This window comes from Pyramidobacter porci (assembly GCF_009695745.1).
Classification (GTDB): domain Bacteria; phylum Synergistota; class Synergistia; order Synergistales; family Dethiosulfovibrionaceae; genus Pyramidobacter; species Pyramidobacter porci.
Window position 1 is genome coordinate 127,564 of sequence record NZ_VUNH01000001.1, and the last position, 15,876, is coordinate 143,439.

The window sequence follows — 15,876 nt, forward strand, 5'->3', positions numbered from 1 at the left end:
AACAATATTGTATCATAGATCTGCGGGCTGCATGAGGCAAAATGTCGACGGCGTCGTACGGCGTCAAGAAAACCATGGGCTTAAATATAAAACAGTTGACGCCTCCTGCTGTAATTTTTAAAATCAAACTCTCCATTTGTTGAACGTTATTACGGGGGGTGCGGGGATGGATCTTGTCGCAGCATTTGTCTTTTTCGCGGGAGCGATGGCGGTGGGGCTCGGTTGTCGTCTGCCCATGTTCTGGGCGATGATCGTCGGTTATTTCGCTTTTGTCGCCGTGGGGCTGCACCGGGGGTACCCCCTTGGCGTTCTGTTGAAAATGTCATGGCAGGGCGCGAAGAATTCGCTGATCGTCATTCGCGTTTTGCTGCTGATCGGCATGCTGACGGGACTGTGGCGTTCGGCGGGGACCTTCGCTTTCCTGGTAACGTGGGGAATGCGCCTGGTCAAACCTTCGTTGTTTATTCTCGCGGCCTACGCGCTTTCCTGCGGATTGTCCTACGCGATCGGCACCTCGTTCGGCGTCGCCGGCACTCTCGGCGTCGCCCTGATGGCCTTGGCTCGCGGCGGCGGGGCCAACGAGCTGATCACCGCGGGGGCCATCATGTCCGGCATCTACTTTGGCGATCGCTGTTCGCCGGCATCGTCCTGTGCAAATCTTGTTGCGTCGTTGACGGGAACGGAACTTTACAACAACATCAAGCTGATGATGAAAACTTCTCTGGTGGCGGTCGTGGGGTCCTGTTTGTTCTATTATCTTCTTTCCCTGGCCTACCCCATGCCACGCGCCGACAGCGGCATGATTTTGTCCTTGGAGAAGAGTTTCAATTTGACGCCATGGGTGATTGTTCCCGCGGTGATCATGTTTGTGATGCCGCTGCTGAAAGTGCGGTCACTCTATGCTTTTCTTGCCAGCATCGCCTTTGCCTGGGGCTGCACGGTGTGTTTTCAGCACGCTTCTTGGGACAACTCGCTTCGATACGCCGTCTTGGGTTTTTTCGCCGAGCCCGGTTCGGCGGCGGCGCTGTTTAACGGCGGCGGGCTGAAGTCCATGCTCGACATGTGCGCCGTCCTGTTTATTTCCGGAACCTATTCGGGAATTTTCGACGGCACGCATATGCTTGACGGTCTTCAGGAACGCCTTGCCGGCTTTATGCGCCGAACGAGTTCCTTTGCCGCTTTGACGCTGGTCGGCATTATTGCCAACGGGATTTTCTGCAATCAGACGATTGGCATCATGATGACAACTCAAATGATGAAGAGGCCTTATGAACGCGCGGGGCTCAGTCGCACGGAGCTGGCCCAAGACATTGCCAATTCGACGGTGGTGACGGCGGGACTGATCCCCTGGTGTATCGCCTGTTCCGTGCCGCTGGCGATGCTGGAAGTCTCGGCTCAGGCTCTTCCGTATGCCGCGTATCTTTATTTGCTCCCGCTTTCCTACGCGCTGATGAAAAAGATCTGGTTCAAAAGTTAATCGCCCCGAAGAACGCGAATGGCCAACGGGTCTGTCTCCCTTTGTTGCCGTTCGGAGGGGAGGCGTTTGTGCAGGCGCACAAAGAATTCAAGGGGCTGGCTCGTAACTTGCAATGTGTTGTTTATGTGCTCTTTGCCTTGCGTTTTTTCCGGATTGAGCTATACTGCGCTATGTAATTTGAACGCATATTCTCCGTTCCAGCGCACCGGACAGGCGAAGAAAACGCTTCGCGATATCATTTTGCTCAGGAGGCATAACATGGACATCAGAGCTTGGGCGGCGTTATCCATCTTTGTCGGCGTCATCGTCGCGATCGCCAGCGGCAAGGTGAAATCGACGACCGCCACGCTGCTGGGCGCCTCGGTGATGGCGTTGAGCGGTCTTCTTTCCGGCGATCAAATCGTCGCGGCGATCGACCACAACACGGTCGGTCTGCTCGTGGGCATGATGATCGTCGTGGGGATTCTGTCGAAGTGCGGCGTGTTCCAGTATATCGCCGTCAAGGCCGTGAAGGTGACCGGCGGCCGGGGCAGTTTAATCCTCTGGTCGATCTCGTTTATCACGGTGATCCTTTCGGCGTTTCTCGACAACGTCACGACGATTCTGCTTGTGACGCCGGTTGTTTTGTCGCTCTGCGACCTGATCGGCCTCAAGCCGCTTCCGTTTCTGATGATGGAGAGCTTCGCCTCGACCATTGGCGGCACGGGAACGCTGATCGGCGATCCGCCCAACATGATCATCGGTTCCATCGCCGGACTTTCGTTCAATGATTTCATCAGAGTGATGACGCCTGTCGCCTTGATTGTCTGGGGGAGCGTCACGCTGTACCTGGAGCGCTGCTACCGTGCCGAGCTGAGCGCCGTGAACGCCGAGGCGACGGCCCGCCTGAACCAGGTTGACGAGTCGAAGCTGATCACTGACCGGCGGCTGATGGCCAAAGCGCTGCTCGTCATCTTCTTTGTGCTCGTCGCGTTTGTGCTGCAGAAGCAAATCGACGTCGAGCCCTCGGTTTCCGCTCTGACGGCCGCGGCCGTGCTTCTGATCATCACCGGCGTCGACGACGCGACGATCATCCGCGACGAAGTGGGCTGGACGACGATCATTTACTTCGTCTCGCTTTTCGTCATGGGGGGCGGGCTGCGCGCCACCGGCGTGATCACCGCCATGGCGCACGGCATCGCGACGCTGTTTTCCGGATCGCCGCTGGCGATGGCCTTGGGGATTCTTTGGGTTTCGGGCATTGCCTGCGTCTTCATCAACAGCGCGGCTTTCGCGGCGATCTTCGTCTATGTCGTCGCGGAAATCGCTTCGGCGACCGGCATGCCGGCGACGCCGCTGTACTGGGCGCTGGCTTTGGGCGCCTGTCTCGGAGGCAGCGGCAGCTATCTGGGCGCGGCGGCCAACGCTGTGATGGCCGACCTGGCCGTGAAGAACAACGTCGGCATTTCCTTTGGGTATTTCATGAGGATCGGGCTGCGGGTCGTGCTGATCTCTCTGGTTATTTCTTCCGCAGCGGTGTATGTGATCTGTAAATTGTCGTAGAATCATGGTGCGGGGAACACCATTCGAAATCGATCGTTAAAGGGGCTGAGTATTGTGAAAATCGGCGAGTTGATGGACCGCGACCTTACAGCGCTGCACGAGGAAAACACCGTGGCGGAAGCGATCGAGACGCTTTTGCGGCATCACATGACGGGGCTCCCGGTGCTCGACGAGGACTGCCATGTCCTCGGTTTTGTCAGCGAAGAGGACATCATCAAATCCGCGCTGCCGGATTATGTTTCCAAGCTGCCCTCTTCGGCGTTCCTTCCCGATTACGGGCAGTTCTCCGTGCGTCTGGCCGCGGTCGGCGCCAAGACGGTGAAGGACATCATGCACCGAGGCTGCGTTGCCTTCGATGTGGACGATACGGATTTCGTCGTCGCGGCGGAAATGATCCGCCGGCACATCAAAGTCGCTCCCGTCCTCAAGGACGGCGTGATGGAAGGCTATATCAGCCGCGCCTACCTGATCAAGAGGATGATGCGCGCGGCGAAACCCGGAAGCGACGCGGAAGTTTTGGACGATCAGCACTGAATACGAAAAGGGAGGCCGGCAGCGGGCCTCCCTTTTCGTATCTGGTGTAGAATAGGCGGGAAGATCATTTGAAACGGAGGCGGAAAAACGGTGGATGAAAAACTGAAAATCTTGAAGCAATATTTTGGCTACTCTTCCTTCCGCCCCGGCCAGGAAAAAACGATCGACGCGCTGCTCGGCGGGCGGGACACTTTCGCCGTGATGCCGACCGGCGCGGGAAAGTCCATCTGTTATCAGATCCCGGCGCTTTTGGGGCGCGGCGTGTCGCTGGTCGTTTCGCCGCTGGTGTCGCTGATGAAAGACCAGGTCATGTCCCTTGTGCAGATGGGCGTGAAAGCGGCCTATATCAACAGTTCGCTGACTCCGGCGCAGATCCGCGTCGTCCTTGACCGGGCTTGCGGCGGGCAGTACAAGATCATCTACGTTGCCCCCGAGCGTCTGTTGACGGGCGGCTTTTTGCAGTTCGCGCAGAACGCGCCGATCGATTACGTGACGGTCGACGAGGCGCACTGCGTTTCCAAATGGGGGCAGGACTTCCGCCCCAGTTATCTGGACGTAAGGACGTTTGTCTCCGGACTGCCGAAGCGGCCGGTGCTCGGCGCCTTTACGGCCACGGCGACGGCGGAAGTCAGGAAAGACGTCGTCGATCTGCTGGGGCTGGACCGTCCGTACAAAGTGGTGACGGGATTCGACCGGAAGAACCTCTTTTACGAAGTGCGCCGTCCGACCGACCGCCGGGCGGAGCTGCTGCGCATCGTCAAGGACTTTTCCGGGCGCAGCGGCATCGTGTATTGCGCCACGCGGAAAAACGTGGACGAAATATGCGAGATGCTTCGGGACCGAAACGTTCCCGCCGCGCGCTACCACGCCGGGCTCGACGACGCCGAGCGTTCGCGCAGCCAGGACGACTTCGTCAACGACCGCGTCGGCGTCATGGTGGCGACGAACGCCTTCGGCATGGGCATCGACAAGTCGAACGTTTCCTACGTCGTCCACTACAATATGCCCGGCGATATGGAAAGCTACTATCAGGAAGCCGGACGGGCCGGACGCGACGGCGAACCGGCCTGGTGCATCCTGCTCTACGGCGCGCAGGATGTGCGCACGCAGCTTTTTTTCATCGAACGCATGGGTGAAAATTCCGAGACGGCCGCTGGAAACCTGAACGAGCTGCAGGAATTGGCGCGGCTCCGCCTGAAAGGCATGATCGATTACTGCTTCACTTCCGGCTGCCTGCGCGCCTATATTTTGAAGTATTTCGGCGAAGAGCCGCCGGCCCGCTGCGACAACTGCGGCAACTGCCAGAGAGTCCTCGAACAGGTCGACGTCACGATCGACGCGCAGAAGATCCTCTCCTGCGTGAAGCGCGCCCATGAAGCCTGGGGCGTCAAAGTCATCATGGATGTGCTGCGCGGCAGCAAGGCGGCCAAACTGCGCGAGAACGGACTCGACGGGCTGACGACATACGGCATCATGGCGGACGTTTCCGAGCAGCGCCTGCGCGACACCATCTTCTATTTGACGCAGGAGAAATACCTGGCCAGTTCCGGGGGCCAGTATCCGCGGCTGATTTTGGGCGAAAGAGCCGCGGAAGTGCTTCGCGACCGCAAGAATATCACGGCGCCGCTGCCGCAGATCGAGAGCCGGACCGTCCGCGGCGAAAAGAAGAAGCGCATGCAGGCGCAAATGACGTCCGGTTCTCGGCCGGAACTTTACGAGCGGCTCAAGGCGCTGCGCTTCGAGATCGCCCGCGCCAAAGGCGTGCCCGCCTTTATGGTGTTCACGAACGCCGCGCTGACCGACATGAGCGAAAAAATGCCGCGGAACATCGACGAGTTCCTCGAAATTTCCGGCGTCGGCGAGCGCAAAGCCGCGGAGTACGGCGAACGCTTCGTCGCCGCTATCGCGGACTGGCTGAGCGAACGGCGGCCGTCCGCGGGAAAAATAAGGAACCGATAACGAACAGAACGCGCGATGATCCGGGATCATCGCGCGTCCTGCCGTATGTGCGGGCTTCAATTTTCGGCCGCCGCAAGTTCCTGGAAAAGGGCGCGCCATTGGGGCGCGGTCAGCTCTTCGGCTCTGGCCGCGAGGCCGATCCCCGCCGCCGCGAAAATCGCGGCGCTCCGTTCCTTGCCGCAGCCGGCGGCGGCGAGGTTGTTGACGAGCTTTTTGCGCCGCTGGGCAAAGGCCGCGGCCAAGAGCCGCCGCCACAAAGGGGAAGCGGCGAGGCCGAAGTTTTTTGTAAGATCGATTGAGATGAGCGCGGACCAGACTTTGGGCGGCGGATTGAAGGAGCCGGGGGAGACTTTCATGAGCGTTCTGACGGCACCCATCTGTTCCAGCGTGATCCCGAGCGGCGAGCGCTCCTTCGTCGCCGGAGGCGCGTTCAGTCGGTCGGCGGCTTCTTTTTGAACCAGAAGGATCAGCCGCTCCAGACGGCGCGGCCCCAGTTCGACGAGGATTTTCCAGATCAGGTCGGTCGTGATGTTGTAGGGAATGTTGGCCAGAACCTTGTTGGGAGGCGGGAGAAGCCGTCGTAAATCGGCGACGAGCGCGTCGCCCCAGAAAATTTTGAAACGGCCGGGCTGCCCGGCCTGGAGCGGTTCCAGCCACGGCGCGAGCCGCCGGTCGATCTCCACGGCGTGCACGAAGCGGCAGGGGCTTTGCAAAAGCCCCCGTGTGAGCGCGCCCTGTCCCGGCCCAACTTCGAGGACGACGTCCGCGGAATTGAGCCGGGCCTCTTTCAGGCAGCGGCGCGTGACTTCGGGATTGTTGAGAAAATTCTGCCCGAGGCTGATTTTGTTGTTGAAAGTGTGTGTCATGACCGATCCCGGATTATGAAAAAAGCGGATGCCGAAGGCATCCGCCGGAAATTTCTGGTCGGGACGAGAGGATTCGAACCTCCGACCACCTGAACCCCATTCAGGTACGCTAGCCAGGCTGCGCTACGTCCCGTTCGAGACATTGGGCATTATAGCCCCGCGGTGAAGAAGTGTCAAGCGTCAATTTAAAAAGTTGCGATTTGCGGAATGCGATTTTCAGCAGTGAAAATAATAAGAATCCGATGTAAAATGTTCAGTGCATGTGAGACGGGGAAACTCTGCGCCGTACTCCGGGAAATCTTTTGCGCACGATTTTTTGCGGTCTGCCTGTTCATCTTCTCAAATCTGAAATGAGGGATCGTCGTTGAAATTAGGTATTGTAGGTCTGCCGAACGTGGGCAAGAGCACGCTTTTCAATGCCATCACAGCCGCCGGGGCGGACGCCTCGAACTATCCTTTCTGCACGATCGAACCCAACGTCGGCGTGGTGGAAGTGCCCGATCCGCGCCTCAAAGTCCTCTCCGATATGTTTCATTCGGTCAAGATCACGCCTGCCGTCGTCGAATTTTACGACATTGCCGGTCTTGTGCGCGGCGCCAGCAAAGGAGAAGGCTTGGGGAACAAATTTCTCGCCAATATCCGCGAGGCCAGCGCCATCGTTCAGGTGGTGCGCTGCTTCGAGAACCCCAACATCGTTCACGTGGACGGTTCCGTGAATCCGGCCCGCGACATCGAGACCATTGAACTGGAGCTGATCCTTTCCGACCTGGAAATGGTGGAACGGAACCTTGCCAGGCTGGAGAAACTGGCGAAAGCCGACAAAAAACTGGCTCCCAACCTCGAACTGCTGCGTCGGACAAAGGAAACGCTCGAAGCCGGCAAACTGGTGCGCACTCTTGAGTTGAACAATGAAGAAAAGCAGTATCTTCGCGGTCTGAATCTCCTGTCCGACAAGCCGATGCTCTATGTGGCCAATATCGCCGAGGACGAAATCGGTACGACGGCGCTGAGCGAGTACGCTCAGGTGGTCTGCGACCATGCGAAGGCCGAAGGGGCGGAGTTCGTGACGATATGCGCTCAGATCGAAGCCGAGATCGCCGAACTCGATGCGGCGGAAAAAGCGGAATATCTTCAGGCGCTCGGGCTGAAGGAGGCCGGGCTGGATCGTCTGATTTCCGCGGGCTACCGTCTGCTTGGGCTGATTTCGTTCTTGACGGCGGGAGAAAAGGAGTCGCGCGCCTGGCCGATTCGCGGAGGAACTTTGGCTCCGCAGGCGGCCGGCACGATTCACAGCGATTTCGAGCGCGGTTTTATTCGCGCCCAGATCGTCGGTTATGACGATCTGATCGCCTGCGGCTCGATCGCCGAAGCGAAGGCGAAGGGGCTGCTCCGTCTTGAAGGAAAAGAGTATGTCATGCAGGATGGCGACGTGGTGGAATTCCGTTTTAACGTTTAAACACGCATAAATTTCATGAAAGGTATGTGGTAAAAATGGCGATGCAGATCAGTCTTGACGAAGTGCTGTCCATGCTTCTCTCGCGCGTGGACGCCATGACGGTGGCCAACGAAAACATGAAGAGCAAGTTCAACATCCTGGCGCGCGCTCTTTATAAAAAAGGTTTTTTGACGGACGAAGACCTTGTTCAGTCGGTGAAGGAGGAGCATAAACTGCTCCTCGACCTTGGCGCCATCAAAGAGATGCCTGACGATGAAGCGCTCAGATCGATCGCGGACAACATGATCGTCTGGATCAAGAACGATGCCGAGGCCATTCGGAAGAACATGAAGGATTACGAGGCGAAGGTGAAGGCGATGATCGAGGAAGAGGAGAAGAAACCTCGTCTTGACGTGGCCTCTGCCGCCGATTTGCAGCGGCTTGATCGTATGAGCGGCAAAAAGTCGGGCAGCGGACTTATTATTCCTTAACAAGATGGGGCCGAGAACCGGCGTTTGGAGAGAAACCGTTAAAAACAGGCGGTTCAGGAGGGGAGACGGAAGTGGAGAATCGGAGCCTTCAGATCGTCAGGGCGTGGCGCAGCCTGGGCACCCAAAACGGCTGCGTGGCCCTGATCGATGCGCTTCTGTTGAGCCTGGCGGTCTATATAAGCTATGCCTTGAGATTCTCGATCTTTCTGGAGCACGCGGCGACTTATGGAATCTTTGCGGCGGGGCCGCTTTACGTCGCCGCCGTCATGCTTTCGTTTTATGCCGGCGGGGTCTATCGGATCTACTGGCTGCAGACGAGCATCGAAGAGCTTCTGATTCTGTTGAAAGCCTATGTGCTGGCCTGTGTCGTGCTGATCGGGCTGTATATTGGGATCGACGTTCCGTTCGTGGTGCCGCTGAGCGTTATGGGAATGCTGGTCCTCTGCGGTTTTGCCTTCCTGACGCTGTTGCGCCTCTCATGGCGGTTGACTTTGAAAGAACACAACGGACGTCCGCTCAGGAAAACGCTGATCGTCGGCGCCGGGGAAGCGGGCGCGCTTTTGGCTCGCGACCTGAAACGGCATGATTCTGACTTCAACGTCATCGGCTTTCTCGATGACGATCCGGCCAAATCGAAAAAGACAGTCGCCGGCATTCCCGTTCTCGGGGCGCTCGGCGATCTGATCGGCATTGTCGGGGCCGAGCGGATCAGCGACGTTCTGGTGGCGTTGCCTTCCGCCCCGGCCGTCAGAGTCCGCGATCTCCTGAACGAACTTCTGTCCTTGAAGATTTCCGTCCGCATTCTGCCCTCGCTGCAGGAACTCGCGGACGGCACGGTGACTCTGAACAAATTGCGCAAGGTCCGCCTCGAGGATTTGTTGTCCAGGGAGCCCGTCGTGCTTGACACGCAGCAGATCGGCCAGCTTCTTCGCGGTCGTGTCGTCCTGATTTCCGGCGCGGGAGGATCGATCGGCAGCGAAATCGTCCGCCAGATTCTGCCTTACGCGCCTGAGACGCTGGTTGTGCTTGGTCACGGCGAGCACTCGATTTACACTCTGCTGGAGGAATTGCGGGAAAGAGCATGCCGCGTCAAACTTGTGCCGATAATTGCCGATGTCGCTGATGAAAGAGCGGTGGAAGAAGTTTTTTCCCGGTGGCGCCCCGACATCGTTTTTCACGCGGCGGCTCACAAGCACGTGCCGCTGATGGAATGCAACGTCCGCGAGGCGATCCGTACCAACGCTCTTGGCACATGGACTCTCGGCAGAATGGCCGGCAAATATAATGCACGTCGTTTTGTGATGATTTCCACGGACAAGGCGGTCAATCCGAGCAGCGTCATGGGGGCCAGCAAGCGAATTGCCGAAATGGCTCTGACGGAATTGCAGCAGGACTCCCCACAGACCGCCTACGTGGCAGTGCGATTTGGTAATGTCCTCGGCAGCCGCGGCAGCGTTGTTCCCAAGTTCGAGCGCCAGATCGCGGCGGGCGGCCCCGTAACGGTGACTCACCCCCAGATGAGTCGGTATTTTATGCTCATCTCCGAGGCTGCCGGTCTGGTACTGCAGACGGCGGCCATCGGTTTGCCGGGAAGGATTTACCTTCTGGACATGGGAAAGCCCGTCAATATCGCCGAGGTCGCCCGGACGCTGATCCGTCTGAACGGGTACGATCCGGACCGCGATGTCAGGATCGCGTACACCGGCATTCGTCCAGGCGAGAAACTCTTTGAAGAACTTTTTTACGATGAGAAACACGTGGAAGCGACCTCGCACCCGAAAATTTTCTGCGCGAGAATCTCTGAAGAAGGATACGCCGAAGTCAAAGGAATGCTTGGCAAAATCAAAACGCTTCTTGAGGAGCCTGAAATCGTGTCGTCTCTTGCGAAGGTCGTCCCGGAATATAGAAGTTCGGGCGAAGCGGCTGGGGAAAAATGACGCGGGGACGGCGGCGGAAAGCTTTTTCTCTGACGGAAGTCCTGATCGGCATGGCGGTCGTCCTCACGCTTTCGGCGGGACTTTTCAATACGCTGCGCACCGAATCCGTTCAGGAGCTGGCCAAAAGGGATATGGACAATCTGAGGCAGTGGCTTGATTCGGCCATAGTTCGGGCGGATCGCTGGCGGTGCAGTTTTTATCTGAGCGTTTATATGCCCTCGAATTTGTCTGCGCCGCATTTCATGACGCTGCGCTGGCTTGGCAGACATTCGGGCAGCGCGGCAGGAGAGAAGTTCAGCGCCAATACAAAAGTTCGCTGGCGTCTAAATGGAACTTGCCGCAATTTCACGTATCGTTGGCAGACTCATACAGTCACGCCGGCGTTCGTAATCACAGCGTGCGAAGCAAGCGGGCGAAATACCGGGGAGGCCCTGACGCTGTCCTTGCGAGGGTTGCTCCGTCGCACGAGTTCGCAGTAAATATCCGATATTTTGTTATTATTGAAAAAGTTTTCCTGTCTGGAGGGAATGGCATGGTGATCAGGGAATGGTGGGAGAATTTGATCGCTCCCGCTGTCAGGCTTTGGGAAAAGATGATTCCCGCGGCGTGGCTTCGCGAGACTTTGGAAACCGTGATCTGGGCGGTCGTGCTGGCTCTTCTGCTGAAGACGTTCGTTATTCAGGCGTTCTGGATCCCCAGCGGTTCGATGCTTCCCACGCTGCTTGAGGGAGATCGCGTTCTGGTCTGCAAATTTGAATATTTGCTTCGTTCTCCGCGCCGTGGGGACATCTTTGTCTTCAAGTATCCCAAAGATCCCGGCGTCGATTACGTGAAGCGCCTGATCGCCCTGCCCGGCGATAAATTCGAGGTGCGAAACGGCGTTGTCTGGATCAACGACCAAAAAGTCGACGAGCCCTACGTGACGTTCCGCGACACGTACAATCACGCGCCGGTCGTCGTGCCCGAAAAATCGTACATCGCGCTCGGCGATAACCGCCCCAACTCGGCCGACAGTCGTTATTGGGGCTACGTGCCCGAACAGAATATCCGCGGCCCCGTGATCCTGCGCTACTGGCCGCTGAACAGGATCGGACTGGTAAAATAATGGCGGGCAGAACGGCATGGTTCCCCGGCCACATGGCCAAGGGGACCCGGCAGCTGGAAGAACTTCTCGACAAGCTCGACGTGATCGTCGAGGTCCGCGACGCGCGCGCTCCCGAGCTGACGGCGTCGCCGCTGACGAGAAAATTTGCGCGGCGCAAGCCCGTCTGGATCGTCATGACCAAACGGGATCTGGCGGATCAGGACGTCACGGCGCAATGGCTCGGCTATTACAAAAGCGGCAAGCGCGAGGCGTGGGCGTTCGATCTGCTGTCGCGCCAGATCGCGCCTTTGAAGCAGGCCTTCACGCGCTGCAAGCCAAAATATCGCGAGCTGCGGGTCGCGGTCGTGGGGATTCCCAACGTGGGCAAATCGGCGCTGCTGAATTTGCTGATCGGCAAAAAATCCGCGCCGGTCGGAGGCATTCCCGGCGTCACCCGCGGCGTCTCCTGGTATCGCGGCGGGGATTCCCTGGTCGTCGATTCGCCCGGCATCCTCGATCCGCGTTCCGGCGCCGCCATACAAAAGGCTCTGGCCTGGCTCGGCTGTTCCAAGGCGGATGTAATCGGAGGCTATGACACGGTCGCCTGTTCTTTGATCGACTATCTGCAGCGGCAGGGGCTCTGGCGCTTTATCGAGGAGAAATGGGGCGTCCCCGCCGATCCGGAAGACACGGTGGCCGTTCTCGAAGCGGTCGGGCGCCGTCTCGGCTGTCTTGTCAGCGGCGGGATGGTCGATTATACGCTCGCCGGACGGCGATTTCTCGAATCGTTCTCGACGGGGAAGCTGGGCAAATTTTCGCTGGAAAGTCCGACGATGCCGGCGGCTGAAAAACTTCAGGCGCCGGAGGACGGAGATGAGGACGAGTGATTCTGGCTGGAGTCGATGAAGCGGGGCGGGGCCCTCTGGCCGGTCCCGTCGTCGCGGCGGCGGTCGTGCTGACGGAAGCGCAGCGGGAAGAGCTGATCGGTTTAGGGCTCCGCGATTCGAAAAAGATGACGCCGTTGCGGCGGGAAAAGATATTTGCGCGCATGCTCGAACTGAACGTCGTTTGGCGCGCCGCGTCGGCGTCGGCCGAACGGATCGACCGGCTGAACATCCTGCGGGCGACTTTGTGGGCGATGCGCCGTGCGGTCGAAAAGCTCCCGCTCGGCGTCGACGGCGTGATCGTCGACGGCAACCAGGAGATCCCCGGCCTGAGCGTCTATCAGCAGGCGGTCGTCGGCGGCGACGATATCTATCCGCAAATTTCCGCGGCTTCCGTCGTCGCCAAAGTCCTCCGCGACCGCGTGATGACGGTTTACGACGGCATCTATCCCGGGTACGGTTTTGCCCGGCACAAGGGCTACGGGACCGCGGCGCACCGCCGTGCGATCGCCGAACTGGGGACAACGCCGATTCATAGAAGAAGTTTTTCATGGAGGTAACCTTCTTTCGAATCCCCATTTCTTTATTATTTAAGAGGCGCTGTCATGAAACAACTCACGTTGAATTTTAAAGAGAGGATCGGCCAGCTGCTGAAGCCTGCGCGGCCTGCGAAAGATACCGAGAGCGGTGTCCTGACGCAGGCCGAGCGGGCTTTTTTTCTGGCGAGGGAGCGGGCGGCCATCGGCCGGTGGGCTGAGGAACTGGCCGCCGGCTTTTTGCAAGCGCAAGGGCTGAAGATTTTGGAGCGCAACGTGAGAGAACGCTTCTCCGAGCTGGATCTGATCGCTCTGGAAGAGAATGTGCTCGTCTTTGTGGAGGTGCGCTGCCGGCGCAAGAATCCGCTCATGTCGGCGCAGGATTCGATCGGACCGCTGAAATGGAAACGCCTGGTCCGCGGCGCCGAACTCTACACGCTGCGCCGTCGGTGGCGCGGCGAATGGCGGCTGGATCTGGTCGGCGTCGACGTGGATCGCGAACGCTGGCATTTGCGGTGGCTCAGATATCTGGAAATGGAAGGAGCGGATGACCGTGGCTGCTGAAATACAAGGCATCACGCTGCGCGGCATCGAAGCGCTGCCGGTGGAAGTGGAATCGGAGATCACGTCGGGAATGTTCTCCTTTTCGGTCGTGGGGCTGCCCGACGCGGCGGTGCGCGAATCGCGCGAACGCGTGCGCGCGGCGCTGCGCGAGCTGGACATCTCCATTTACGGCCGCATCGCCGTCAACCTCGCTCCGGCCGATCTGCCCAAGGAGGGAAGCCTGCTCGATCTGCCGATCGCGGTGGCTCTGGCCTGCGAGAAAGAGTATTGTTCTCCGCCCGGCGCAGCGATTTATATGGGCGAACTGGCCCTGGACGGGCGCGTGCGCTCCGTCCGGGGAGCAGTCCCGGCGGCGATGCTGGCGCGTTCGCTGGGCCTGCCGCTTTTCTGTCCCGAAGGCAACGCCGCGGAAGTGGCGCTGGTCGATGGCGTTGAGGCGTACCGCGTGCCGACGCTGAAAGATCTTTTGCTCTTTCTGCGTCGCGAGAAAGAGTTGAATCGAGTCGTCAAAAACATGCCGCCTTCGGAGTTGAACGCCGTCGAACCGGATTTCGCGGACGTGAAAGGACAGATGACGGCGAGAAGAGCTCTCGAAATCGCGGCTGCCGGCCATCACAACATTTTGCTTGTCGGCTCTCCGGGCAGCGGCAAGACGCTGATGGCGCGCGCCTTGCAGGGCATTTTGCCGCCGCTGTCCGACGACGAATTTCTCGAAACGCTGCTGATCCGGAGCGCCGTCGGTTTGCCCGCGCCCGTTGACCGACGCCGGCCTTTCCGACAAGTTCACCATACCGCGAGCACCGTCTCCATTTGCGGAGGCGGCAGCGACGTCCGCCCCGGCGAAGTCAGCCTCGCGCACCGCGGCGTGCTGTTCCTCGACGAATTCACGGAATTCCGCCGGGATCTGATCGAGGCGCTGCGTCAGCCGCTGGAAGACGGTTTCATCACGGTGAACCGGGCGGCGGGCAGCGTCACGTACCCGAGCCGGGTTTTGCTCGTGCTGGCGGCCAATCCGTGCGCCTGCGGCTGGCGCGGAGATCCGATCGAGCCGTGCCGCTGCAGCGGCCAGGAACTGGAGCGTTACAGAAGAAAATTCTCCGGTCCGATGCTGGACCGAGTGGATCTCTACGTCTCGGTGCCGCGTTTGACGCCGCAAGAACTGCTCGAACTGGGCGGAACTCCCAGAGAAAGCGGCGCGGAAATCCGCGCCCGGGTCGTGAAAGCCCGGAAGCGGCAATGGGAGCGCAAAGGACGCGTCGGCGCGGAGTGCAACGCGGAATTGTCCGAGAAGATGCTGCGGCGCGAAATAGGCTTGAGCGTCGAGGCGCGAAAATATCTGACCGCGATGGCCGAACGCCTGCGGCTTTCCGGGCGCGGTTTGAGCCGCGTCCTGCGCGTCGCCCGCACCATCGCCGACCTTGCGGGCGACCGGAACGTGGATGACCGCGCGGTTGCCGAAGCGCTGGCCTACAGGGATTCGGGAGTGCTGGAATGAATGAACTGGAATTGTGCGTCTGGCTGAACGGGTGTGAAGGACTTTCGGCAAACGTGCTCCAGCATGTGGATCTCTCCGACGGACCGGAAAAAATCGTTGAAAAACTGCGCCGCGGCGGAATCGTTTCTCAGCGCGGCGCCGAGAAATTGAAAAAATTGGCTCGGGAAAACTGGCACGAAAAGGAGATCGCGCGCGCGGAAAACGCTGGTATTTTTTTAATTTCATGGTACAGTAATGAAAGATATCCGTCTCGCTTGCGCGACATCGCCGAACCGCCGCTGATACTTTACGCGAAAGGGAATTTACCGAACTTCGAATCGGCGTATTCGGTCGTAGGAACGCGCCGCTGTACTCCCTACGGGTTCAAAGTCGCCGCACTGATTGGCAAGGGATTGTCGCGCGCGGGAATGATCGTCGTCAGCGGCGGCGCGCGCGGTATCGACGGCGCCGCACACGGCGGCGCGCTGGAAAACGACGGAACGACCGTGGCCGTTTTGGGGACGGGCGTGAACGTCGTCTGGCCGCCCGAACACGACGAGCTTTTCGGCAACATCCTGCGCCGCGGCGCGCTGCTCAGCGAGTATCCTCTGGACACTTGCGGACGGGCCTGGCGTTTCCCCCGCCGCAACCGCATCATCGCGGGGCTGTCGAAAGCGCTGATCGTTGTGGAATCGCCGCTCAAAGGCGGTGCGATGATCACGGCGCGCCTGGCCATGGAAATGGGGCGCGACGTGTGGGCGGTGCCGGGGCGGATCGACGAACGGATCTGCGAGGGCAGCAATCGCCTCATTCTCGACGGCGCTTCGCCGCTGGTCAACGTGGCGGATTTTATCGATCATGTCAGTCATTTCGGGCAGCTCGACCTGTTCGCTCCGCTGGAACTCGGCGACGATGAACGGCGGGTTCTGGACTGTCTTTCCGATCAGGGAGACCTGACGCTGGATCAGATCTCAAAGAGAACCGGCATTTCTGCGGTAGAATTGATGCGCTTGATTTCCGGACTTCAGGTTCAGTCGCTTATTTACACTTCAGGGGGCGGGCGCTGGAGAGCGGTTCCACATTAGAAAGCCGA

15 protein-coding genes and 1 tRNA gene are annotated in these 15,876 nt (G+C 59.2%); 14 read left to right on the plus strand and 2 right to left on the minus strand.

Translation table 11 applies throughout. The features are described from left to right. Window positions 1–166 precede the first annotated feature (166 nt). From FYJ74_RS00630 to recQ, 4 genes are all read left to right on the plus strand, one after another. On the plus strand, window positions 167–1,477 hold the full coding sequence (locus tag FYJ74_RS00630) for a Na+/H+ antiporter NhaC family protein (protein WP_154527703.1): 1,311 nt from the start codon (window positions 167–169) through the stop codon (window positions 1,475–1,477). A gap of 258 nt (window positions 1,478–1,735) precedes the next feature. Then, on the plus strand, window positions 1,736–3,019 hold the full coding sequence (locus FYJ74_RS00635) for an ArsB/NhaD family transporter (RefSeq protein ID WP_154527704.1): 1,284 nt from the start codon (window positions 1,736–1,738) through the stop codon (window positions 3,017–3,019). A gap of 54 nt (window positions 3,020–3,073) precedes the next feature. Beyond that, complete coding sequence (locus tag FYJ74_RS00640) at window positions 3,074–3,553, plus strand: CBS domain-containing protein (protein ID WP_320634391.1); 480 nt, start codon at window positions 3,074–3,076, stop codon at window positions 3,551–3,553. Between the two features lie 90 nt (window positions 3,554–3,643). Beyond that, window positions 3,644–5,512, plus strand: a complete 1,869-nt coding sequence (gene recQ, locus FYJ74_RS00645; protein ID WP_326830833.1) for a DNA helicase RecQ — start codon at window positions 3,644–3,646, stop codon at window positions 5,510–5,512. A 56-nt stretch (window positions 5,513–5,568) separates the two neighbouring features. Here the strand turns inward: recQ and rsmA are convergent, their stop codons facing one another. Beyond that, on the minus strand, window positions 5,569–6,378 hold the full coding sequence (rsmA, locus tag FYJ74_RS00650; protein WP_154527705.1) for a 16S rRNA (adenine(1518)-N(6)/adenine(1519)-N(6))-dimethyltransferase RsmA: 810 nt from the start codon (window positions 6,376–6,378) through the stop codon (window positions 5,569–5,571). Between the two features lie 55 nt (window positions 6,379–6,433). Continuing rightward, window positions 6,434–6,511 (minus strand) — tRNA-Pro (locus FYJ74_RS00655). A gap of 231 nt (window positions 6,512–6,742) precedes the next feature. On the opposite strand from FYJ74_RS00655, the gene ychF reads away from it, so the two are divergent. The 10 genes from ychF (at window position 6,743) to dprA (ending at window position 15,868) form a co-directional block, all read left to right on the plus strand. Then, entirely contained in the window at window positions 6,743–7,834 is a 1,092-nt protein-coding gene (gene ychF, locus FYJ74_RS00660) for a redox-regulated ATPase YchF (protein ID WP_154527706.1), read from the plus strand. Window positions 7,835–7,869: 35 nt separating this feature from the next. After that, a complete protein-coding gene (locus FYJ74_RS00665) occupies window positions 7,870–8,304 on the plus strand; it encodes a hypothetical protein (RefSeq protein ID WP_154527707.1) in 435 nt (144 codons plus the stop codon). Window positions 8,305–8,375: 71 nt separating this feature from the next. Further along, the gene (locus tag FYJ74_RS00670) at window positions 8,376–10,241 is read left to right on the plus strand and encodes a polysaccharide biosynthesis protein (protein ID WP_326830834.1); all 1,866 of its coding nucleotides are present in this window, start codon (window positions 8,376–8,378) and stop codon (window positions 10,239–10,241) included. Further along, window positions 10,238–10,720 carry a type II secretion system protein gene (locus FYJ74_RS00675; RefSeq protein WP_154527708.1) on the plus strand — a complete coding sequence of 161 codons (483 nt, stop codon included), beginning with the start codon at window positions 10,238–10,240 and terminating at the stop codon, window positions 10,718–10,720. The genes FYJ74_RS00670 and FYJ74_RS00675 overlap by 4 nt, the downstream gene beginning before the upstream one ends. Before the next feature lie 53 nt (window positions 10,721–10,773). After that, window positions 10,774–11,346, plus strand: coding sequence for a signal peptidase I (gene lepB / locus FYJ74_RS00680; protein WP_154527709.1), 573 nt, complete (start codon window positions 10,774–10,776; stop codon window positions 11,344–11,346). Further along, window positions 11,346–12,212, plus strand: coding sequence for a YlqF/YawG family GTPase (locus FYJ74_RS00685; protein WP_154527710.1), 867 nt, complete (start codon window positions 11,346–11,348; stop codon window positions 12,210–12,212). Before lepB ends, FYJ74_RS00685 begins: the two co-directional genes overlap by 1 nt. After that, on the plus strand, window positions 12,209–12,769 hold the full coding sequence (locus FYJ74_RS00690) for a ribonuclease HII (protein WP_326830835.1): 561 nt from the start codon (window positions 12,209–12,211) through the stop codon (window positions 12,767–12,769). The genes FYJ74_RS00685 and FYJ74_RS00690 overlap by 4 nt, the downstream gene beginning before the upstream one ends. Before the next feature lie 45 nt (window positions 12,770–12,814). Further along, window positions 12,815–13,309: a YraN family protein gene (locus tag FYJ74_RS00695; RefSeq protein ID WP_154527711.1), complete on the plus strand. Its 495-nt coding sequence runs from the start codon at window positions 12,815–12,817 to the stop codon at window positions 13,307–13,309. Continuing rightward, complete coding sequence (locus FYJ74_RS00700) at window positions 13,293–14,804, plus strand: YifB family Mg chelatase-like AAA ATPase (protein WP_154527712.1); 1,512 nt, start codon at window positions 13,293–13,295, stop codon at window positions 14,802–14,804. Before FYJ74_RS00695 ends, FYJ74_RS00700 begins: the two co-directional genes overlap by 17 nt. Continuing rightward, on the plus strand, window positions 14,801–15,868 hold the full coding sequence (dprA, locus tag FYJ74_RS00705) for a DNA-processing protein DprA (protein WP_154527713.1): 1,068 nt from the start codon (window positions 14,801–14,803) through the stop codon (window positions 15,866–15,868). Before FYJ74_RS00700 ends, dprA begins: the two co-directional genes overlap by 4 nt. Window positions 15,869–15,876: the final 8 nt, after the last annotated feature.

What these genes read in the sequence shown, in the direction of transcription:
- FYJ74_RS00630 (WP_154527703.1), top strand. Translation starts at nt 167, where the DNA reads ATGGATCTTGTCGCAGCATTTGTCTTTTTCGCGGGAGCGATGGCGGTG.
- FYJ74_RS00635 (WP_154527704.1), top strand. Translation starts at nt 1,736, where the DNA reads ATGGACATCAGAGCTTGGGCGGCGTTATCCATCTTTGTCGGCGTCATC.
- rsmA (WP_154527705.1), bottom strand. Translation starts at nt 6,378, where the DNA reads ATGACACACACTTTCAACAACAAAATCAGCCTCGGGCAGAATTTTCTC.
- FYJ74_RS00665 (WP_154527707.1), top strand. Translation starts at nt 7,870, where the DNA reads ATGGCGATGCAGATCAGTCTTGACGAAGTGCTGTCCATGCTTCTCTCG.
- FYJ74_RS00675 (WP_154527708.1), top strand. Translation starts at nt 10,238, where the DNA reads ATGACGCGGGGACGGCGGCGGAAAGCTTTTTCTCTGACGGAAGTCCTG.
- lepB (WP_154527709.1), top strand. Translation starts at nt 10,774, where the DNA reads ATGGTGATCAGGGAATGGTGGGAGAATTTGATCGCTCCCGCTGTCAGG.
- FYJ74_RS00685 (WP_154527710.1), top strand. Translation starts at nt 11,346, where the DNA reads ATGGCGGGCAGAACGGCATGGTTCCCCGGCCACATGGCCAAGGGGACC.
- FYJ74_RS00695 (WP_154527711.1), top strand. Translation starts at nt 12,815, where the DNA reads ATGAAACAACTCACGTTGAATTTTAAAGAGAGGATCGGCCAGCTGCTG.
- FYJ74_RS00700 (WP_154527712.1), top strand. Translation starts at nt 13,293, where the DNA reads ATGACCGTGGCTGCTGAAATACAAGGCATCACGCTGCGCGGCATCGAA.
- dprA (WP_154527713.1), top strand. Translation starts at nt 14,801, where the DNA reads ATGAATGAACTGGAATTGTGCGTCTGGCTGAACGGGTGTGAAGGACTT.